This is a genomic window from Pseudoalteromonas sp. MMG010, assembly GCF_018100905.1.
Taxonomy (GTDB): Bacteria; Pseudomonadota; Gammaproteobacteria; order Enterobacterales; family Alteromonadaceae; genus Pseudoalteromonas.
Genome location: NZ_JAGJEG010000016.1, coordinates 30,704 through 51,512, shown reverse-complemented (window position 1 = coordinate 51,512; position 20,809 = coordinate 30,704). Strand labels below are relative to the sequence as shown.

Below are 20,809 nucleotides of genomic sequence, written 5' to 3'. Positions count from 1 at the left end.
TAAACACAGGGATTAATTAGCAAGGATGGCATATGTCGTTAGCTCGTATATATTCTCGTGCGCAAGTGGGTATACAAGCTCCTGAAGTCATTGTTGAGGTGCATTTAGGCAATGGTCTTCCTGCGTTTCATATTGTTGGCTTACCTGAAGCATCAGTTAAAGAAGCGAAAGATAGGGTGCGTAGCGCCCTTGAAAACTCCAAGTTTGGTTTCCCCGATCAACGTATTACAGTTAATTTAGCCCCTGCCGATTTGCCAAAAGAGGGCGGCCGTTTTGATTTAGCCATTGCGGTGGGGATTTTAGTAGCATCAGGGCAAGTGGTCTGTAGTGATATTCATAAATATGAATTTTACGGGGAGTTAGCACTTAATGGCGAAATACGCGGTGTTAATGCTATTTTACCTTCGGTATTGGCTGCTAAAGAGCAAGGTCGGTGCTGTTTTTTACCTTTTACTAACGATAATCTTGCAAGCCTAGTTAATGGTGTGCAGCGCAAAGCGGTTCATTCTATCCAGCAAGTGTGGGGCGACTTACTCAATCAACAACCATTACCACTTAATATAACCTACCCAGAGCAAGCATTTGTTGCTAACAACCCCTTAGATTTAAGTGATGTAAAAGGTCAGCCGGGTGCTAAAAGAGTGCTTGAAATAGCGGCTGCTGGTGGCCATAACCTACTTTTTTTAGGTCCGCCGGGCACTGGGAAATCTATGTTAGCTCAGCGTATGGCGACAATTATGCCCACCATGTCAGATGACGAAGCAATATCAACGGCGGCTCTGTACTCTATTATTGGACAATCTATTGATTTGGCCAATTGGCGACAACGACCATTTCGTAATCCTCATCATACTTGCTCAGCGGTGGCGTTGGTGGGGGGCTCTTCTAATCCTAAGCCAGGTGAAATATCACTCGCGCATAACGGAGTACTCTTTTTAGATGAACTACCTGAATTTGAAAGAAAGGTGCTAGATTCATTACGCGAGCCAATGGAAACCGGTACTGTGACTATTTCTCGTGCTGCTAGGCAGATGGAGTTTCCCGCACAGTTTCAATTAATTGCAGCACTCAACCCAAGTCCTACGGGATGTCATAACGATAGGCGAGCGACACCAGAGCAAGTTATGCGTTATTTATCTAAAGTGTCAGGGCCGTTTATTGATCGCATTGATTTGCAAATTGAATTACCACGTTTAAGTAGTAATCAACTGCAAAGTACATTACCAGAGGAGTCAAGTGAGGAAGTAAGAACACGTGTTGAAGCCGCGTATTACCTACAGCTAAAACGTCAGGGTAAAGTAAATGCGCGCTTAAATAATAAAGAGATGTCGCGTTTTTGTGTGTTAGCGCCAGCAGAGTTACAGTTTTTAGCACAAGCTAGCGAAAAGCTTGCATTGTCGCCTCGTTCATATCATCGGATAATTAAGGTGGCTCGTACAATTAGTGATTTAAAAGCACAACCTGACATTAGTTTAAAGGAATTAAAAGAAGCGTTGAGCTATAGGGCATTTGAGCGTTTATTGGCGCAGCTATCTCGGCCTTAGCGCAGTTAAATTGATAGCATGTAGCCTTTACCACGTACGGTAACAATACGTTTTTGATCTTTTTCGTCATTAAGCTTTTTGCGTAATCGTCCAATTAAGACATCGACGGTACGATCATTCGGACTCCAATCGGGTTGTCCTATTTCTTCAGAAATTTTTTCGCGTGAAGTTGCCTTTCCTGCGTTACTGATTAAGCATATTAACACTTTATGTTCGGCTTCAGTTAAACGCGATTCAGCTCCATTGGCAGTGATTAATGCACGATTATCTGGATGTAGTTTAAAGTCGGCGTATTCAATAAACTCTTCACTTTCGTCATTATGGGTATTTACAGTTAGGCGCTTGCTGAGGGCTCGAATACGCAGTTCAAGTTCAAGTAAGTCAACCGGTTTACATATGTAATCGTCGGCGCCTTGGGCAAGGCCAGCAATACGATCTGCTTGAGAATCTCGACTAGATAATACAATGACACCAATTTCAGTAAGTGTATTCAGCTCTTTAGCTAGTTGTAAACCATTACATGCCGGTAGCACTATATCTATTACAGCAAGAGAAATAGCGTCATGATGCTTCGCTCTTTGTTGAACTATATCGAGAGCTTGTGCGCCTGTGGGATCAACAGTAATTGCAAAATCGGTATCAGCAAAGTGATGCAAAATCCGTTTAACTAATAGCGTATCATCTTCAACTAATAGAACTTGTATAGTCATGGTGTATTATTTTTATTGTTGTGGCTTTGCATGTTATCACCAATCAGTATTTATTGAGAAGAACTTTGTAACGTAACAGTAACATAATGTTTCTAAACTATAAAATGTTATAAGTACGGTACATGCTGACAACATATACCGTATTTTTTGAAGGGTTATTATTGGTACATTGAGTCCCACCATTGTGGCTCATTTTTTAATTTTTTATCAAAATAAGCAAGCATGGTATTCCACCAGTTAAAGCGTTTATCGCGGGCAAAAATTTGATGGTTGGCACCTTTATATTCAATCAGCTCAACATCTTTATTTAATAACTTTAAAGCGGTATACATTGTTAGGCTTTCACCTACCGGGACATTTGTGTCGCTATCACCATGTATTAATAGCATGGGGGTCGTTACCTTATCGGCATGAAAAACGGGACTGTTTTGGCTATAAAGTGATGCGTTATTCCACGGGAAACTATTTTTAGAGGCTTCGCCTGAGTATAAATAGCCCCACCATCCTTCACCCCAGTATGAGGTTAAGTTTGAAATACCTGCATGTGAAATTGAGGCGCTAAATATATCCGTTTGTGTTGCTAGCAGCATGGTCATAAAGCCTCCGTACGAGGCTCCTAAATTACCCACTTTTTGACTATCTACGTAATTGTATTTTTGTAAAAATGCTTTTGTACCATCAATAATATCGGTTGCAGTTGTTTTACCCCATGCATTTACATGCTTAGCTGAAAACGCTTGACCAAACCCTGTTGCCCCTGTCGGTTGTAGTACGTAAACAATGTAGCCGTTTTCTGCCCATAAATTAAATGGATATCGGCCAGTAAATCCACGTGTAACCGGTGATGTACCGCCATAGTAATATACTAAGGCTGGGTGTTTTTTGGTTTTGTCTAAATTATGAGGAATATACACGCGCCCTTTAATTTCAACGCCTTGTGTATTGGTGAAATTAAACTCTTCGAGCTTAGGAAGTGCGGTGTTGGCATAAGCAATGGGCTTTGAGTCCCATATAAGCTGTGTTTTATTTTTACTGACATTAAGTTGCTTTAACTGCTGTGGCGATAATGCATTACTGCCAGTGAGTAATATTTGAGTATTACGCCCCGATGAGACGGCAAATTTCTCTACGACATCAAATCCTGTATTAAGCTTTTTGTAGCGCTCTTTACTAAGATCAAAAATATAAAGGGGTTGGGTGTCTTGTTCGGTTACTTTAATAATAACATCAGCGTTTTCAAGTACCTTAATACTGCCTATTGCAGGGTCAAATTCTTTACTTAAAGGGATGACTGTTTTGCCGTTATCACGCAATAGATACAGTTGACCGTCGTAGTTATTAGCAAGCACGCCTTTTGCTAATGCTCTACCTGCGCCGTTGTTAAAGTCGGGGCCTGCAACAACATAGATATCTTTACCAGCATATTTGGCTTGATTAAAGGTTTTATACTTACCTAAAACATTGAGCTTATTTGATGCGATATCAAGCTCAACAAGCTCTGTTTCTGGGTGAGTACTTGCTTGCATTGTCATGGCATCGCGGGTTAGTAATAATTTACCCCGCTTATCATTACTATCGGCTAATGAATGCGAGATAGGCCCTTGAGTTAATGCTTTAACTAAACCACTTTGTATATCAAGCATATATAACTGCGAGTTATTGCGAGCGTACGACCAACGATCTTGCAGCCCTTGAAAGTGTTTGGTTATCTGGTTTTTTGATTCGGGAGTTTTAGACCAGTTAAACAGCAATGTGCTGTCGTTATAAAAAGTAAATCCCGAGGCGCCTTCAAAGGTATTGGCCAAGGTACGCACGGTTAAATTAGCTAAAGAAAGCTGCTTAAGCTTGCCATCAATTAAATAAACGACTGACTGATTATTTGGGCTCCAGATTATGTTAGTCGGTTGCGCTGCTTCAAAGCGGTAAATAGTTTGCTTATCAGCATTTTTTAACTCGGTAACAATGTTAGCTTGGTTGCCCGTTGCATCATCGTATGAGCGTATACTGGTAATAAAGTATTTTGCATTTGGAGCAATTGATAAATTACTCACTGTTGGTGCATCAAATAGCTGCTTTGCCGATAAACGTTGTAGTGTATTATTGCTCACAGTAAACGTATCTGTTTGTGAATCTGCAGTAAGATCAAGACTAACATCGCGCCAGTTGGTTACTTGTTCGGTAATGACTAATACGCGGTGGGTACCATTGGTTAATGCGATAGTGTAACTATTGTTTTTAGCTGTTTGCTCTTCCCCATCAATAAATAGCTTTGCGTGTTCAATACCTTTTAAAGTTAATATTCCTTGGCTAAAGCGAGAGGTTGATAGTGTAAATTTTAACGCCTGCACACCACCGAGTGTTAACGCGTTTACTTTACTTAAAGGCTGCCAAGTATGCTTTTTACCAAATACGCTAAGGGCGTCGTTCGTATTTTTAAGTTGAGCAACTAAATTATTTACTATTGCGTCGCCGTGTGGTGTTTGAAATGGCTTATGTTGCATATCGGCACCTAAAGGGCCAATAAATTGTATGTTGTCTTTATTTATCGGGGTAGCAAGTACAGTAAAGCTAGCTAATGATAATACTAGGGCATTCGCTGCTTGTTTAAACCTCTTTGCTGAAAGTAGTTTATGAGAACTCATTTATTTACTCTTGTTGGTATTTGTATTTTATATTGAATATATACCTAAGCGATTTTAATTGTATGTAATTGCGTTTAAGTGCATTTTAATTATCGAGCTTGGGTAAACTTTGGTTATGTAGGTATACTATCGCCATTATTTTATACCGACAATTATTATGCTAAAAATAGAGCTAACATTAGCCGACCAACCTTTTACTTTAATGCTTGCAGGAACCAATATTGTGCAAGTGTTCCATCATCAACAAGCTATAGCATTCGATAATCCCAAAACTCACTTTTATGAGTTTACTCATAATGATCAGGTTATTGCTATTGATACCTCATTGGCAAATGAGCGGGTTGTTTCTTTATATGTAAATAATGAATTTGCTTCGCAACTTAGCTTACCAGTGCAAGCTCAAGAGCCAGCTAAAAAAGGGTTATTAGGTTTTGCTGCGCTTGGCTTTAAGTTATTTAAAAGCGCTAAGGTGGTTAAAGCGGTATTAGCGGGGGCATCGGTGGCAGGTTATGCGTGGTTGTTTAGTATTGAATTTGCGTTAATGTTAATTGCCTGTTTAGTTGTACACGAATACGGGCACGTTAGAGCTATGAAGTATTTTGGTATTAAAACCAAAGGTATTTACCTTATACCTTTTGTGGGTGGGCTTGCGGTAAGTGATGACAAAATAACAACACGTTGGCAAGATGTGGTTATCTCCCTCATGGGGCCTGCTTTTGGGTTGTTCACTTCCGTGCTAGGGGTGATACTTTACTATGCGACAGAAATGGAAATATTTGCAGGCGTTGCTGTACTCAGTGCTTTATTAAACTTATTTAATTTACTGCCTATTTTACCGTTAGATGGCGGACATGTATTAAAAAGTATAAGTTTTTCTATGCGTTCATGGGTCGGATTGAGTATATGTATAGCTGGTGTACTGTTTGGCTTGTGGGTTAGTTATACCTTTGGTTTAATGTTGTTAGTGTTCTTTTTGTTTATAGGCGCACTAGAAATTGTATTTGAGTGGCGCGGTCGACATTACTCGCATTTATTGCCGCTCGATAAATACGGGCAAGGCTTTTCAGCAGCTATGTATGCAATTGTCGTTGCTGGTCATGTTGCAGTAATGATGCACTTTGCGGATTCAGACAACCCCATACTTAGTTTGCCAATGACGATATTGTCGAGTTAGTTAAGTGTAGGTGATGCAAAATATTGCTTATAACGAGTGCTTACAGTAACGTAGCTTTATTACATACACTTTTACATCAAGAATAGGATTATGCTGACTATTTTTAGAAAGTTAGCGCTACTTTTTCGCGCTCATATTGATCAATTGAGTTGGCAAGCTGTAGTGCTGGCGATATTTTTGCATATGTTTGTTACTTGGGGATTGCTTTATTTAGCCAATGAGCAAGCATTAATCTCATTTACCACCTTTTTTTACTATTATACGGTAACAACATCTACAGTAGGGTATGGTGATTTTAGCCCCGTTAGCGACTTAGGTCGCTGGGTGGTGGCAATCGTTCAAATACCATTTGGTTTAGCTTTATTTGGTGTTCTGTTAGGTAAAACAGGGCAAACAGTGACTTACTTAATTAGGCGCGTTATGACTGGTGATAAAAATTACGCTCACATAAAAAATCATATTATTATTTTTGGTTGGCATGATACCCGCACTAAAAAAATGATAGATTATATTTTAGCGGATACTAAACGCACTAAACGACGCATTTTACTCGCGGTTACACAACAGATAGATCATCCATTTTTAACCAACGAAAATGTAGATTTTGCGCGTTTAACTAGCTTTACTGATTTAGAAGAGCTTGAGCGTGTCGCTATAAGTTATGCAGATAAAGTGATTATAGATGGTCAAGATGACGATCAGACATTTACTACGGCATTACGTATTAGCCGCTTAGTTAAAGAAGAGTGCCATATAAGTGCGCATTTTTTAGATGAAACGAAGGTGGAAATGCTTTTAGAGCATTGTCAAAATGTTGAGTGTAGTAGTGCCAAATCGGCAGAAATTTTAGTCCGCTCTATGCAAGACCCAGGTTCAAGTAGAGTACAAGAAGAATTGTTATCTACATTACATGGCGACACACAGTTCAGTATTGCGATTCCTGAGGCTGCAAATGAAATGGAATTTGGCCGTTTGTTTCACCACTTTAAACAGCAGCATGATGCTATATTATTAGGTGTGGCACATAACTTAAGTGCGCAAAATATGGACTTAAACCCACCGCTTAACTATAAAGTGAACGCGGGTGATATTTTGCATTATATTGCAGTTGAGCGTGTGTTAAGCAACGAAGTAGATTGGCAGAGTTTAGTTAAATAATGGGCGAAATTATTTTTTTAATTGTGGTGTTAAGTGCCTACATATTTCCAATTATGATTGTACTTAACAGTAAGCGTACTCAAGGTCATGAAAAAAATGGCTGGCTAATGGGAATTATTATTTTTTCATGGGTGGGCTTAATTTTGTATTTAAGTATAGTGCCTAAACAGGGTCACAAAAAAAAGAATGCAGATAAAAAAACGAAACGTTGAGCAATAGTGAGAATTTAACATATACACTTGGGTTACTCTCTCATACTCATCTTTATTATTTCGTCCCAATCAGCTTTAGTAACAGGCATCACCGATAATCGGCCACCTTTTTTTAGGGCGATATCTGTGATGGCATTATTTGCTTTTATGTCTTTTAAACTCACCCGCTTTTTTAAGTGATATTGATAAGTAACATCGACAACCACCCAACGAGGCTTGTCGCTGGTGGCTTTGGCATCATAGTAGTCACTGTTTAAATCAAATTGCGTTGGATCGCAATACGCTTGTTGAGTAACCATAGCCACACCTACCACACCGATCTGTTTACAGCTAGAATGGTAAATGAAGACCAAATCACCTTGTTTTATATCATCACGCATAAAGTTACGGGCTTGATAGTTGCGCACCCCTTCCCAAAGCGTCGTTTGTTTAGGAGCGGTTTTTAAGTCATCAATTGAGAATGCGTCGGGTTCGGTTTTAAACAGCCAATAAGCCATAATGTTACTCTTTACAAAGATTTACTTCTTAGCATTGTATAGTATGATTTATGTAATTAGGACAGCGTGGACAAAAAAATGAGCCAAGTATTAGATGATTTATTGTCGTTATTAACACTTGAAGAAATAGAGCAGGGTTTATATCGAGGTCAAAGCCAAGACTTAGGCTTTGGGGCAGTGTTTGGTGGCCAAGTGATGGGACAGGCCTTATCTGCAGCAAAAGAGACATTACCCGAGGGGCGAATTGTTCACTCTTTGCATTCTTACTTTTTACGTCCAGGTGATCCGGCTAAGCCTATTGTTTACGATGTAGAAACGATTCGTGATGGTAAAAGCTTTAGTACTCGTCGTGTAAAAGCAATTCAATACGGAAAGCCTATTTTTTATATGACCGCCTCTTTTCAAGGCGATGAAGAAGGGTTATCGCACCAAGCAATAATGCCAAATGTCCCGCCTCCAGAAGAGCTTCGTTCATCATTGGAGTTTTATCAAGAAAACGCACATCATATTCCAACGATACTTCGTAACAAGTTTATTAGTGAAATGCCTATAGAAATGCGCCCAGTGACATTTCACAACCCCTTTAAACCAGAAGCGATGGATGCAGTTAAACATATTTGGTTTAGGGCTAATGGTAAAATGCCAGATGATCAACGCATTCATAACTATTTACTTGCTTATGCTTCAGATTTTGAATTTTTACCAACTGCGCTACAGCCCCATAGCGTCTCATTTATGCAGCCGAATATGCAGGTTGCCACTATTGATCATGCAATGTGGTTTCATCGACCCTTTAAAATGGATGATTGGATTTTATATACGATTGATAGTCCAAGTGCTAGCGCTGGGCGTGGATTGGTGCGTGGTCAGTTTTTTGACCGCCAAGGTAATTTGGTTGCCTCAACTATTCAAGAAGGTGTGATGCGCCAACGTTAAGTTATTATTTGTTACCCACATCCTTGTGGGTAACGTACGAAAAAGTTAAGAGTTATTACACTGCCCTTGCACAATATCGGTAATCGATTGCCAAATGCGTGCAGGGAGTAGCGTTTTTAAATGCATATAAATTTCGCACAACGCCGTGCTACCCACCAATCCTTTATCGCATTCATTAATTAATCCTTGAGATCGTAAACTTTCAATGAAGTTAACTAACACTTTTTGATCAAAAAACTCAGGGGTTTTAATGCCATGTAAAGTTCCTAAACGTTCAGCAAGAACTTGGCTTTCACGTTCTAATTCGGCTTTATCTATGCCGTCACTGGTTTGAATAAACCCAATAACAATTGCGTATCGTTGCAACGTAAAACTTAATGAACGACCCAGCATCTCTAATTTTGCTAAGCAATCGTTTGTATTGGTAATATGAATTTCATCACCCGCTATTTCAATTAAGTTCTGATCCGTAAAGTTAGCTAAAATTCGCGTGATATAATGTTCATCAAGTTCATGTAAAAACCACTCTTTAGCAAATAAAGGATAAAAAGCACTCACCAGTTGCTGGCATTGCGTTACTGTTGTTTTATGACTTTTAAAAATATGCAGTGCTATTAAGCTAGGTACTGCAAATAAATGCAGGATATTATTTCGATAATAGTTAAATAAAATTTTCTCTTTATCGTTAATCGCAATAATTTCACCAAACTCATCACTGATCACATCAAATTTATTGAGCTTTAATGCATGTTTTAACAGCTGCTCAGGAGTATCTTGCGGTGCAGTGACTTTAGCGCTGTAACTGGCATTTCGTTGTAGTTGTAAATAAAAGTCTAACTGTGCAAGTAGCTTAGGTTTACTTAGAGCTTGTTTATCATTTACCAGCAAAATCATCGCCAATAAATTCACCGCATTGAGTGCCGCTACATTATTAATTTTAACCATCACCTGATCGGCTAAAGCCGCAACTTGTGGGCCTAACCATTGTGGCTTTTGTACATCGGTTGGGTGAATTGAATCACGCCAATCAGCTTGGTTATCATTTAAGTACTGGTTAATTGAAATAGGGTCGCCAAAGTTTAAGTTACCACGACCATAGTTTTTAAGGTTTTTTACCGCTTTAAATATCCCTAAAATTGACTCGCCTTTTTTATCTTTACCGGCAAGCTCTTTAAGGTAGGTGTTTATTTCCATGACATGCTCGTAGCCAATATAAACCGGTACGATTGAAACTGGGCGATCTATACCACGCAACATTGCTTGTAATGTCATTGCTAGCATACCCGTTTTAGGTGGTAGTAAACGTCCAGTACGGCTACGGCCCCCTTCAGTGTAAAACTTAACCGAATACCCTTTGATAAATAATTGACTTAAATACTCTTTAAATACGGCCGAATAAAGCTTGTTACCAGCAAATGAGCGGCGAATGAAAAAGGCCCCAGAGCGACGGAATATTCCACCGGCAGGGAAAAAGTTAAGATTGATACCTGCAGCAATGTGAGGAGGCACTAAACCTTCATGGTAAATAGAGTAAGTGAGTAATAGATAATCCATATGACTACGATGACAAGGCATATAAATAATTTCATGGCCTTTATTAGTGAGCTCATGGATTTGTTCGGTGTATTTTATATCAATACCATTATATAACTTATTCCATAGCCACGTTAATGCTCGTTCGGCCACTCTTATCATCGCTTCAGAATAATTAGCCGCTATTTCATCAAGTAGCTTTAAAGCATTTTGTCGTGCTTCGTCTTGGCTAATGTTTTTAGTTTTAGCCTCATCTTGGATTGCTTTTTTTATTGTTGGAGAGGCAAGTAGCGAGTTAAACAGTTGCTCACGAGATGGCATTTTAGGGCCCGTTGCGGCCAGCTTTTGGCGTTTAAAATGAACACGCGCAACGCGTAAAAGCTTTTGCGGTAATTCATTTACATCTGCTTTTTCATTTACTAATAAAGAGAGATCGAGTGGTTGGCTAAAGCGGATAAAATTATCTCGCCCAGAAAACAATACGACAAAAAACTTTCTGAACCAGCTAGGCGTAAGTGAATGGGTGATTAAAGTACGAAAACCTGGCTTTTCTTTACCTGGATCGCGGCCCCACAATATAGTTACCGGAACCACTTGTACATGTTTGTGTCCGGTTTTAATTAATTGCTCTATTACATGCTTACCTTGCTCTAACGCTTTTGTTGGTTTGGCTTTATCACCAAATAACGGAGCTGGATTTTTGATAGCAATAAAACGCTCTAGCTGTTCATTACCTAACACTTGAGCTTCGATTGGACTTGGCAGGCCTGATTTTTTGCACGCAATAGCTAATGCAGCTAAATCAAAACGGGAATTCAACCTTACTATATATAGAGTAGGGTTATTAGGATTGAGTTCATATTGTTCAGTTGGGTTTTGCGGCAGTATTTTGCTTCGAACCAATAATCGACTCACCCCAAGAGTAAGCATATTTAAACAATAATTAAAAAAACGCATCGTCACACCATGTAGAGAAGTTTACCCACTATGGGCATACAAAATTGGCGAAATTATACCATAGTATCTATTTTTATTGACTTGATAATTGTACTAAAGCTAAACAAAGAAAATTTAAAGCGCGATTATAAGCAAGGCAAAGAATATAAATCATAAATAGTTGTTGCATTTATCACCAATGCGCCTATAATACGCAGGCTTTCAAAATTCCCCCGGGAACTTGAAAGGAAACATTAAGCTTGGATTTCAAGCTAATAAAACAGGAGTTCCGATTTGGAACTCAACGTAGATATAAATTAACAGCCGACATCTTACTATTTAAGATTGTTTCGGTCGTTTTTTTATGCTCTTTAAATGCTCTTTATATTGAGGTTTAAGAATGTCAAATCAACGCATTCGTATTCGCCTAAAAGCTTTTGACCACCGTTTGATTGACCAATCAACGGCGGAAATCGTGGAAACTGCGAAACGCACTGGCGCACAAGTACGTGGTCCAATCCCACTACCTACACGCTTTGAACGTTTTACTGTACTAACTTCACCGCACGTAAACAAAGATGCGCGTGATCAGTACGAGATCCGCACCCATAAACGTCTGATCGACATCGTAGAACCAACTGACAAGACTGTTGACGCACTTATGCGTTTAGATCTTGCTGCTGGTGTTGATGTTCAAATCAGCCTGGGTTAATCGAAAGATTAGAGAGGTTATAGGAAAATGGCATTAGGTCTAGTCGGTCGTAAAGTGGGTATGACACGTATCTTCACTGAAGATGGTGTATCTATCCCTGTGACAGTTATCGAAGCGACTCCTAACCGCATTGCTCAGATCAAATCTGACGCAACTGACGGTTATAACGCGCTTCAAGTAACCGCAGGCACTAAAAAAGCAAGTCGTGTAAACAAAGCAGCAGCGGGTCATTTCGCTAAAGCTGGTGTTGAAGCGGGTCGCGGTCTGTGGGAATTCCGCCTAAATGGTGGTGAAGGCGATTTTGAAGTAGGCGCTGAGCTTACTGTTGAATTATTCAACGAAATCAATAAAGTTGACGTAACCGGTACTTCTAAAGGTAAAGGTTTCCAAGGTGGTGTTAAGCGCTGGAATTTCAGTATGCAAGACGCGACACATGGTAACTCTCTATCTCACCGTGCTCCAGGTTCAATCGGTCAAAACCAATCACCTGGTAAGGTGTTTAAAGGTAAGAAAATGGCCGGTCATATGGGTGCTGAGCGTGTAACGACTCAAAGCTTAGAACTTGTACGCGTTGACGCTGAGCGTAACTTGCTTTTAGTTAAAGGTGCAGTACCTGGCGCTATCGGCGGTGACGTTATCGTTAAACCAGCTGTTAAAGCATAAGTCCTGGAGATTTAGTGATGGAATTAGCAATTAAAGACGCTTCTGGCGCTCTTGAAGTTTCTGAAGCTACTTTTGGACGTGAGTTTAACGAAGCATTAGTACATCAAGTAGTTGTTGCATACGCAGCAGGTGCTCGTCAAGGTACTCGTGCTCAGAAGACACGTTCTGAAGTAAGCGGTGGTGGTAAAAAACCATGGGCTCAAAAAGGTACTGGCCGTGCACGTGCTGGTACAATTCGTAGTCCAATTTGGCGTTCAGGTGGCGTTAGCTTCGCAGCTAAACCACAAGACCACAGCCAAAAAGTAAACCGTAAAATGTACCGCGGTGCGATCAAAAGCATCTTATCTGAATTAGTTCGTCAAGAGCGTTTAATCGTTGTTGAAAGCTTTGGTTTAGAAGCACCAAAGACTAAAGAATTAGTTTCTAAGCTTAAAGATCTTGAGCTTAAAGATGTTCTTATCGTGACTGAAGAAGTAGATGAAAATCTTTTCTTATCGGCACGTAACCTGTACAAGGTTGACACGCGTGATGTAGCTGGTATCGATCCTGTAAGCTTAATTGCTTTCGACAAGGTACTTATTACAGCTGCTGCTGTTAAGCAACTTGAGGAGGCGCTAGCATGATCCGTGAAGAACGTCTTTTAAAAGTGATCCTTGCTCCACACATCTCTGAAAAAAGCACTGTTGCTGCTGAAGAAAACAATACAATTGTTTTCAAAGTAGTAAACGATGCAACTAAAGCTGAAATTAAAGCGGCAGTTGAGAAGCTTTTTGAAGTAGAAGTAACTGGTGTTCGCACACTTAACGTTAAGGGTAAAACAAAACGTACTGGCGCACGTTTCGGTCGTCGTAGCGACTGGAAAAAAGCTTACGTTACTCTTAAAGAAGGTAGCGAGCTGGACTTTGTCGGCGGCGCCGAGTAATAAGGGGAGTTAGAATTATGGCACTTCAAAAGTGTAAACCAACTTCTGCGGGTCGTCGTCACCTAGTTAAAGTGGTTAACCCAGATTTACATAAGGGTAAACCTTACGCTCCACTTTTAGAGAAAAACTCTAAATCTGGTGGTCGTAATAACAATGGTCGTATCACGGTTCGTCACATTGGTGGTGGTCATAAGCATCATTACCGTGTAATCGATTTTAATCGTACTAAAGATGGCATTCCTGCCACTGTTGAACGTTTAGAATATGATCCAAACCGTAGCGCAAACATCGCTCTTGTATTATATGCAGACGGTGAGCGTCGTTACATTATCGCACCAAAAGGCTTAAAAGCTGGCGATGCAATCCAGTCTGGTGTTGATGCACCAATTAAAACTGGTAATGCATTACCAATGCGTAATATGCCTGTAGGTTCGACTGTTCACAACGTAGAATTAAAACCAGGTAAAGGTGCTCAAATCGCACGTTCTGCTGGTGCATACGTTCAAATCCTTGCTCGTGATGGTCAATATGTAACATTACGTCTTCGTTCTGGCGAAGTTCGTAAAGTACAAGCAGACTGTCGTGCAACACTTGGTGAAGTAGGCAATGCTGAGCATATGCTTCGTTCACTTGGTAAAGCAGGTGCAAATCGCTGGCGTGGTATCCGTCCGACAGTTCGTGGTGTTGCCATGAACCCGGTAGATCACCCACACGGTGGTGGTGAAGGTCGTACATCTGGTGGTCGTCATCCTGTGTCTCCATGGGGTAAGCCGACTAAAGGTGCTAAGACACGTAAGAACAAGCGTACAGATAAATTTATCGTACGTCGTCGTACTAAATAATAGTTGAGGAATAGCCATGCCACGTTCTCTCAAGAAGGGTCCTTTTATAGACCTACACTTGCTGAAGAAGGTAGAGAAAGCGTTGGAAAGCGGTGACAAGAAGCCAATTAAAACTTGGAGCCGTCGTTCAATGATCATACCTAACATGATCGGATTGACCATCGCTGTCCATAATGGTCGTCAGCACGTTCCTGTGTTTATCACAGACGAAATGATCGGTCACAAACTAGGTGAATTTGCACCAACTCGCACTTACCGCGGCCATGCTGCGGATAAGAAAGCGAAGAAACGATAAGAGGGGAAGATAAATGCAAGCATTAGCTAAACATAAATTCGCCTCTGGTTCGGCGCAAAAAGCTCGTCTAGTTGCAGATCAGATCCGCGGACTACCGGTTGATAGCGCACTAGAAATCCTGGCGTACAGCCCGAAAAAAGCGGCTGTATTAGTTAAAAAAGTACTTGAGTCTGCTATTGCTAACGCAGAGCATAACGAAGGTGCTGACATTGATGAGCTTCGTGTAACAACGATCTTTGTAGACGATGGTCCTACGATGAAACGTATTATGCCACGTGCTAAAGGACGCGCAGACCGCATCCTTAAGCGTACAAGCCACATCACTGTTGTGGTTTCAGATAGCTAGGAGTATAAGTAATGGGACAAAAAGTTCATCCTACTGGTATTCGCCTAGGTATATCTAAACCTTGGGTTTCTACCTGGTACGCGAGTTCTAAAGATTTCTCTGATCAGCTTTTTGGCGATCACAAAGTACGTACTTTCCTTACTAAGGAATTAAAAGCGGCTTCTGTGTCTAAAATCGTTATTGAGCGTCCAGCAAAATCTATCCGTGTAACAATTCATACGGCTCGTCCGGGTGTTGTTATCGGTAAAAAAGGCGAAGACGTTGAAAAGCTACGTCAAGCGGTAACTAAGATCGCGGGTGTACCTGCTCAGATTAATATTTCTGAAGTACGTAAACCTGAATTAGATGCACAATTAGTTGCAGATGGCATTGCCTCTCAGCTAGAGCGTCGTGTTATGTTCCGTCGCGCTATGAAGCGTTCGGTACAAAATGCAATGCGCATCGGTTCTAAAGGGATCAAAGTTGAAGTTAGCGGTCGTCTTGGCGGCGCAGAAATCGCACGTTCAGAATGGTATCGTGAAGGTCGTGTACCTCTACATACTCTTCGTGCTGATATCGACTACGCAACTTCTGAAGCCTTAACCACTTATGGTATCATTGGTGTTAAAGTTTGGATCTTCAAAGGCGAAGTTATCGGTGGTTTACCACTGGTACAAGAGCAAGAGAAGCCAGCTAAACGCGCACCAAAGAAAGCCAAAAAAAGTGCTAAGTAGAGGTAGCGAGTAATGTTACAGCCAAAACGTACAAAATTCCGTAAAATGCACAAAGGCCGCAACCGCGGTTTAGCGCAAAACGGTAACAAAGTAAGCTTCGGTACTTTCGGTTTGAAAGCTACTGGCCGTGGCCGCATGACTGCTCGTCAAATCGAAGCAGCTCGTCGTGCCATGACGCGTCACGTGAAACGTCAAGGTAAAATCTGGATCCGTGTCTTCCCTGACAAGCCGATCACAGAAAAGCCTCTTGAAGTTCGTATGGGTAAAGGTAAAGGTTCTGTTGAATATTGGGTTGCTGAAATTCAGCCTGGTAAAGTACTTTACGAAATGGAAGGTGTTTCAGAAGAGCTTGCTCGTGAAGCATTTGACCTTGCAGCTCGTAAACTGCCATTCAAAACAACTTTCGTAACTCGGACGGTAATGTGATGAAAGCAAGCGAACTAAAAGATAAAAGCGTAGAAGAGCTTAATGCTGAACTTCTTGAGCTTCTTCGTGAGCAGTTTAACCTGCGCATGCAAGCAAGCACTGGTCAGTTAGCTCAGACACACACGCTAAGAACAGTACGTCGCGATATCGCGCGTGTAAAAACAATTATTAACCAGAAGGCAGGTAAATAATGAGCGATAAAATCCGTACTCTTCAAGGCCGTGTAATCAGCGACAAGATGGAAAAATCTTTCACTATCGCTATCGCACGTTATGTGAAGCACCCAATCTATGGGAAATTCATTAAACGTACGACTAAGTTACACGTACATGACGAAAACAACACAGCAAAAGCGGGTGACGTAGTTACTATCCGTGAATGTGCACCAATTTCTAAGAATAAATCTTGGACATTAGTAGACGTTGTTGAAAGTCCAAAACAAGCTTAATTTTTAATTAAGTCTGTTTTTTAAAAAGCCCTGGCATTAGCCGGGGCTTTTTGTTTTAAAAAACGTGAAGTTTAAAACCAGTATTTAAAAGCCATCTATTTATTTTCATTTTAAACATTATATAAATCGATTTTTTATTTGCTTTGAATCCTAATTTACACGTAAATCATCAATATATTCCCACAATTTTCCTTGTCACTTTAGGCTTTATAACGTTTATATAAGCGCTAAGTGCGTTGCTGCCTATGCAAGTTAACATGCTCAGAGCAACATATTCATTCGATCTATTTTAAAATGACATGATCGTTTAATCGATTTTGTATAGTGTTTTAATAAATTAATAACTAAATGGAATAACAAAGCAGATTCTATTCTTTTTTTATTGGCTCGTACCCCGTTATCCTGCATGCTTAGAAATACCTTTTAGCGTTAACGATGACTAAGGGGTAAATATATTTTTAGGTAAAGCGATTGTATCGTTTTACAAAGCTTTCAGGGTTATGGGGAACGATTCATGTTGTTAGGTCAACTAAGTGCGGTGGCTAGTCCGCTTTCACAAGAGCAAGTACAAAAACTGCAAGGTTTAGTCGCTGAGCTTAATCCAATTCAACAAGCATGGGTGAGTGGTTACTTAGCTGCAAATGCCAATTCAACAATGCTTGGTGGCACTGCTGCAACTGTTTCTGCGGGTGATGCTGCACCGTTAACTATTTTATACGGCTCACAGACAGGTAATGCTAAAGGCGTGGCCACTAAGCTGCAAGAACAAGCGCAGTCACGCGGTTTAACAGTTAAGCTTGTGAGTATGTCTGATTACAAACCAACGGCCCTGAAAAAAGAAAAGTTTTTAGCTGTTGTCGTATCTACTTATGGTGAGGGTGAGCCGCCTGAAGATGCTGAAACACTGCACGAATTTTTAACAACTAAAAAAGCGCCTAAACTCGACGGTGTAAAAATAGCGGTATTAGGTTTAGGTGATTCAAGTTATGAATTTTTCTGTCAAACAGCAAAAGACTTTGAAGAACGTTTAAATAAGCTTGGCGCTGAAACGGTATTTAAACGTGCCGATCTCGATGTTGATTACGATGATGAAGCGACGAGCTGGATCAGCGGTACATTAGATGCATTTGAGCCAGATTTAAAAGCACAGCAAGAAAGTGCTGGCGGACAGGCTATGGCAATGCCATTTGGAGCACCTACAGCTGCTGCGAGCCAGTTCAACAAACAAAATCCATTTGCAGCAGAGTTAGTCACCGTACAAAAAATTACAGGGCGTGATTCAACGAAAGATGTTCGCCATGTAGAGATATCACTCGAAGGCTCTGATATCACCTATACCCCAGGTGATTCATTAGGTGTGTACTTTTTAAATGATGAAGTGTTGGTTGATGAAGTACTTGAGCTCACTCAAATAGATGCAACAAGCAGTGTAAAAGTAGGTGATGAAGAGCTAAGTGTCCGTGATGCTCTTATTGAAAAATTAGAGCTGACTCAGTCTTATCCTGGTTTTGTTGAAAAATACGCGCAAGCAACCGGTACACCTGCATTACTCACTTTGATTGAAGATAAAGCGGCTATGCGTGAATATATTGAACCACGCCAAATATTTGATGTAATACGTCAAAACCCAGCAAAGCTAGAAGCGCAAACTTTAGTTGATTGTCTGCGTAAACTTCAAGCACGTTTATATTCAATCGCATCAAGCCAAAGCGAAGTTGAAGAAGAAGTGCATTTAACTATTGGGCTAGTTGAATTTAATGCATTCGATAGTGAGCATTTAGGTGGTTGTTCAGGCTACTTAGCTAAACGTGCTGAAGAAGGTTGTAAAGTAAAAGTATTTAGCGAACATAACGATAATTTCCGTTTACCCGCAAATGACGACACGCCTGTTATTATGATTGGTCCTGGTACGGGGATTGCGCCATTCCGTGCTTTTTTACAAGAACGTGACGTGCGAGAAGCATCAGGCAAAAACTGGCTGTTTTTTGGTAACCCACATTTCACGCAAGATTTCTTGTATCAAGTAGAAATTCAAGGTTATTTAAAATCAGGCTTATTAAACAAAGTTGATGTGGCATTTAGCCGTGATCAGGCTGAAAAAGTGTATGTGCAAGACAAGCTTCGCAGTAACAGTAAAGACGTATTTGCATGGCTAGAAGCTGGAGCGCATTTATATATTTGTGGCGATGCAAATAGAATGGCAAAAGATGTACACAATGCGCTTATTGATATTATTAAAGAAAATACGAATAAGAGTCATGAAGACGCTGAGCAATATTTAAAAGATTTGCGAAGTGCAAATCGCTATCAGAAAGACGTGTATTAATCACGTTGGTTTATTTTTATTTAACAGCGAACAGCCGTCACTGTAACAAATTTAGGATTTAAAATGAGCGAGCAAGATAAAAACGTAAAACTTTCTGATAACGAGCGTTTGAAAAGAGAAAGTAACTTTTTACGTGGCACCATAGAGCAAGATTTAAAAGATGAAATTACTGGGGGCTTTACTGCCGACAATTTTCAGTTAATTCGTTTTCATGGCATGTACCAGCAAGATGACCGCGATATTCGTGGCGAACGTGCGAAGCAAAAATTAGAACCGTTGCACAACGTAATGTTACGTGCACGTATGCCTGGCGGTATTATTAAGCCAGAGCAGTGGTTAGCGATTGATAAGTTTGCAGATGAAAAAACAAGCTACGGCAGCATTCGTTTAACAACACGTCAAACGTTTCAATTTCATGGAGTATTAAAGCCAAATATTAAAGGCATGCACCAAATGCTTGATAGCGTGGGTATAGACTCTATTGCAACCGCAGGCGATGTTAACCGAAATGTATTGTGTACCACTAACCCTGTTGAGTCGCAATTACATCAAGAAGCTTATGATTGGGCTGCTAAAATTTCAGAACATTTACTGCCAAAAACAAAAGCGTATGCTGAAATTTGGCTCAATGGTGAAAAAGCAGAAACAACAGAAGAGCCGATATTGGGCTCTAACTACTTGCCACGTAAGTTTAAAACGACAGTAACGATCCCACCTAATAACGAAGTGGATGTTCATGCGAATGATTTAAACTTTGTTGCTATCGCAGAAGACGGCAAGCTGATAGGTTTTAATGTACTTGTTGGTGGTGGCCTTGCTATGACGCATGGTGATACGGCAACCTACCCACGTAAAGCGGATGACTTTGGTTTTATTACCCTAGCAGATACGTTAAAAATTGCTGAACATGTTGTATCGGTGCAGCGCGATTGGGGTAACCGTTCAAATCGTAAAAATGCGAAAACTAAATACACACTAGACCGTGTGGGTACTGATGTATTTAAAGCAGAAGTAGAAGCGCGTTCAGGTGTTAAATTTGCACCTAGCCGCCCATTTGAATTCACTCACCGTGGCGACCGAATTGGTTGGGTTGAAGGGATTGATGGCAAACATCACTTAACGCTATTTATTCAAAGTGGCCGTATTTTAGATTTCCCTGATAAGCCACTTAAAACAGGTTGTCGTAAAATTGCAGAAGTTCACCAAGGTGACATGCGTATGACGGCAAATCAAAACTTAATAATTGCGGGTGTACCTGCTGATCAAAAAGCAGTTATTGAAGAAATTGCCCGTAACCACGGTTTAATCGATGATGCTGATTCTGCCCAGCGTAAAAACTCTATGGCGTGTGTTGCACTTCCTACCTGTCCATTAGCGATGGCCGAAGCTGAGCGCTACTTACCAAGTTTAATTGAAAAAACGGAAGCCTTGCTTGCTAAACACGGCATTCCAGATGACAGCATTATAATGCGTGTTGTTGGTTGCCCTAATGGTTGTGGCCGTGCAATGTTGGCTGAAGCGGGATTGGTAGGTAAAGGACCCGGTAAATACAACGTTTACTTAGGGGGTAATTTAGAAGGTACACGTATCCCTAAATTATACCTTGAGAATGTAAGCGAAGATGTTTACTTAGACGCCTTTGATAAGTTAATTGGCCAATGGGCCGTTGAACGCAACGAAGGTGAATGCTTTGGTGATTTCGTTATTCGCAAAGGCATTGTCGCTGAAGTAAAAGTATCAGTAACTGATTTCCACGCATAATTAAATACCAGCG

22 protein-coding genes are annotated in these 20,809 nt (G+C 40.5%); 18 read left to right on the top strand and 4 right to left on the bottom strand.

All coding sequences use genetic code 11. The annotated features are described in order from the left end of the window. The first annotated feature begins 32 nt into the window (after window positions 1-32). A complete protein-coding gene (locus tag J8L70_RS14350) occupies window positions 33-1,544 on the top strand; it encodes a YifB family Mg chelatase-like AAA ATPase (protein WP_211056282.1) in 1,512 nt (503 codons plus the stop codon). A 5-nt stretch (window positions 1,545-1,549) separates the two neighbouring features. Here J8L70_RS14350 and J8L70_RS14345 read toward each other — a convergent pair whose 3' ends face one another. Further along, window positions 1,550-2,254 carry a response regulator transcription factor gene (locus tag J8L70_RS14345; protein ID WP_211056281.1) on the bottom strand — a complete coding sequence of 235 codons (705 nt, stop codon included), beginning with the start codon at window positions 2,252-2,254 and terminating at the stop codon, window positions 1,550-1,552. A 158-nt stretch (window positions 2,255-2,412) separates the two neighbouring features. Beyond that, a complete protein-coding gene (locus J8L70_RS14340) occupies window positions 2,413-4,896 on the bottom strand; it encodes a S9 family peptidase (RefSeq protein ID WP_211056280.1) in 2,484 nt (827 codons plus the stop codon). A gap of 157 nt (window positions 4,897-5,053) precedes the next feature. Between J8L70_RS14340 and J8L70_RS14335 the strand changes: the two genes are divergently transcribed. The 3 genes from J8L70_RS14335 to J8L70_RS14325 all read left to right on the top strand — a co-directional run bounded on the left by J8L70_RS14335 (window position 5,054) and on the right by J8L70_RS14325 (window position 7,440). After that, the gene (locus J8L70_RS14335) at window positions 5,054-6,070 is read left to right on the top strand and encodes a site-2 protease family protein (RefSeq protein WP_211056279.1); all 1,017 of its coding nucleotides are present in this window, start codon (window positions 5,054-5,056) and stop codon (window positions 6,068-6,070) included. A gap of 90 nt (window positions 6,071-6,160) precedes the next feature. Then, window positions 6,161-7,228: a potassium channel family protein gene (locus J8L70_RS14330; RefSeq protein WP_211056278.1), complete on the top strand. Its 1,068-nt coding sequence runs from the start codon at window positions 6,161-6,163 to the stop codon at window positions 7,226-7,228. Continuing rightward, window positions 7,228-7,440, top strand: coding sequence for a PLDc N-terminal domain-containing protein (locus J8L70_RS14325; protein WP_211056277.1), 213 nt, complete (start codon window positions 7,228-7,230; stop codon window positions 7,438-7,440). The genes J8L70_RS14330 and J8L70_RS14325 overlap by 1 nt, the downstream gene beginning before the upstream one ends. A gap of 32 nt (window positions 7,441-7,472) precedes the next feature. On the opposite strand, the gene J8L70_RS14320 is transcribed toward J8L70_RS14325, so the two are convergent. Continuing rightward, window positions 7,473-7,937, bottom strand: coding sequence for an EVE domain-containing protein (locus J8L70_RS14320; RefSeq protein ID WP_211056276.1), 465 nt, complete (start codon window positions 7,935-7,937; stop codon window positions 7,473-7,475). 78 nt (window positions 7,938-8,015) lie between these two features. On the opposite strand from J8L70_RS14320, the gene tesB reads away from it, so the two are divergent. Next, on the top strand, window positions 8,016-8,873 hold the full coding sequence (tesB, locus tag J8L70_RS14315; RefSeq protein WP_211056275.1) for an acyl-CoA thioesterase II: 858 nt from the start codon (window positions 8,016-8,018) through the stop codon (window positions 8,871-8,873). Between the two features lie 45 nt (window positions 8,874-8,918). Here the strand turns inward: tesB and plsB are convergent, their stop codons facing one another. Further along, window positions 8,919-11,363, bottom strand: a complete 2,445-nt coding sequence (gene plsB, locus J8L70_RS14310) for a glycerol-3-phosphate 1-O-acyltransferase PlsB (RefSeq protein ID WP_211056274.1) — start codon at window positions 11,361-11,363, stop codon at window positions 8,919-8,921. Between the two features lie 379 nt (window positions 11,364-11,742). On the opposite strand from plsB, the gene rpsJ reads away from it, so the two are divergent. The 13 genes from rpsJ to cysI all read left to right on the top strand — a co-directional run bounded on the left by rpsJ (window position 11,743) and on the right by cysI (window position 20,796). Next, window positions 11,743-12,054, top strand: coding sequence for a 30S ribosomal protein S10 (gene rpsJ / locus J8L70_RS14305; RefSeq protein ID WP_002957900.1), 312 nt, complete (start codon window positions 11,743-11,745; stop codon window positions 12,052-12,054). A 27-nt stretch (window positions 12,055-12,081) separates the two neighbouring features. Then, window positions 12,082-12,717 (top strand): 50S ribosomal protein L3, encoded by a 636-nt coding sequence (gene rplC, locus J8L70_RS14300; protein ID WP_211056273.1) that lies wholly within the window; start codon window positions 12,082-12,084, stop codon window positions 12,715-12,717. 17 nt (window positions 12,718-12,734) lie between these two features. Then, window positions 12,735-13,340, top strand: a complete 606-nt coding sequence (rplD, locus tag J8L70_RS14295) for a 50S ribosomal protein L4 (RefSeq protein ID WP_211056272.1) — start codon at window positions 12,735-12,737, stop codon at window positions 13,338-13,340. After that, window positions 13,337-13,639, top strand: coding sequence for a 50S ribosomal protein L23 (gene rplW, locus J8L70_RS14290; RefSeq protein ID WP_211056271.1), 303 nt, complete (start codon window positions 13,337-13,339; stop codon window positions 13,637-13,639). Before rplD ends, rplW begins: the two co-directional genes overlap by 4 nt. Before the next feature lie 17 nt (window positions 13,640-13,656). Then, on the top strand, window positions 13,657-14,481 hold the full coding sequence (rplB, locus tag J8L70_RS14285; RefSeq protein ID WP_211056270.1) for a 50S ribosomal protein L2: 825 nt from the start codon (window positions 13,657-13,659) through the stop codon (window positions 14,479-14,481). Between the two features lie 16 nt (window positions 14,482-14,497). Next, on the top strand, window positions 14,498-14,776 hold the full coding sequence (gene rpsS / locus J8L70_RS14280; RefSeq protein ID WP_010376377.1) for a 30S ribosomal protein S19: 279 nt from the start codon (window positions 14,498-14,500) through the stop codon (window positions 14,774-14,776). Between the two features lie 13 nt (window positions 14,777-14,789). Then, entirely contained in the window at window positions 14,790-15,122 is a 333-nt protein-coding gene (rplV, locus tag J8L70_RS14275) for a 50S ribosomal protein L22 (protein WP_211056269.1), read from the top strand. Between the two features lie 11 nt (window positions 15,123-15,133). Further along, window positions 15,134-15,835, top strand: a complete 702-nt coding sequence (gene rpsC, locus J8L70_RS14270) for a 30S ribosomal protein S3 (RefSeq protein ID WP_004588691.1) — start codon at window positions 15,134-15,136, stop codon at window positions 15,833-15,835. Between the two features lie 12 nt (window positions 15,836-15,847). Then, the gene (rplP, locus tag J8L70_RS14265) at window positions 15,848-16,261 is read left to right on the top strand and encodes a 50S ribosomal protein L16 (protein WP_002957890.1); all 414 of its coding nucleotides are present in this window, start codon (window positions 15,848-15,850) and stop codon (window positions 16,259-16,261) included. Further along, complete coding sequence (gene rpmC / locus J8L70_RS14260) at window positions 16,261-16,452, top strand: 50S ribosomal protein L29 (RefSeq protein WP_211056300.1); 192 nt, start codon at window positions 16,261-16,263, stop codon at window positions 16,450-16,452. Before rplP ends, rpmC begins: the two co-directional genes overlap by 1 nt. Next, window positions 16,452-16,709, top strand: a complete 258-nt coding sequence (gene rpsQ / locus J8L70_RS14255; protein WP_211056268.1) for a 30S ribosomal protein S17 — start codon at window positions 16,452-16,454, stop codon at window positions 16,707-16,709. The genes rpmC and rpsQ overlap by 1 nt, the downstream gene beginning before the upstream one ends. 514 nt (window positions 16,710-17,223) lie before the next feature. Further along, a complete protein-coding gene (locus J8L70_RS14250) occupies window positions 17,224-19,035 on the top strand; it encodes an assimilatory sulfite reductase (NADPH) flavoprotein subunit (RefSeq protein WP_211056267.1) in 1,812 nt (603 codons plus the stop codon). Between the two features lie 63 nt (window positions 19,036-19,098). Then, window positions 19,099-20,796 carry an assimilatory sulfite reductase (NADPH) hemoprotein subunit gene (gene cysI, locus J8L70_RS14245; protein WP_211056266.1) on the top strand — a complete coding sequence of 566 codons (1,698 nt, stop codon included), beginning with the start codon at window positions 19,099-19,101 and terminating at the stop codon, window positions 20,794-20,796. The last annotated feature ends 13 nt before the right edge of the window (window positions 20,797-20,809 follow it).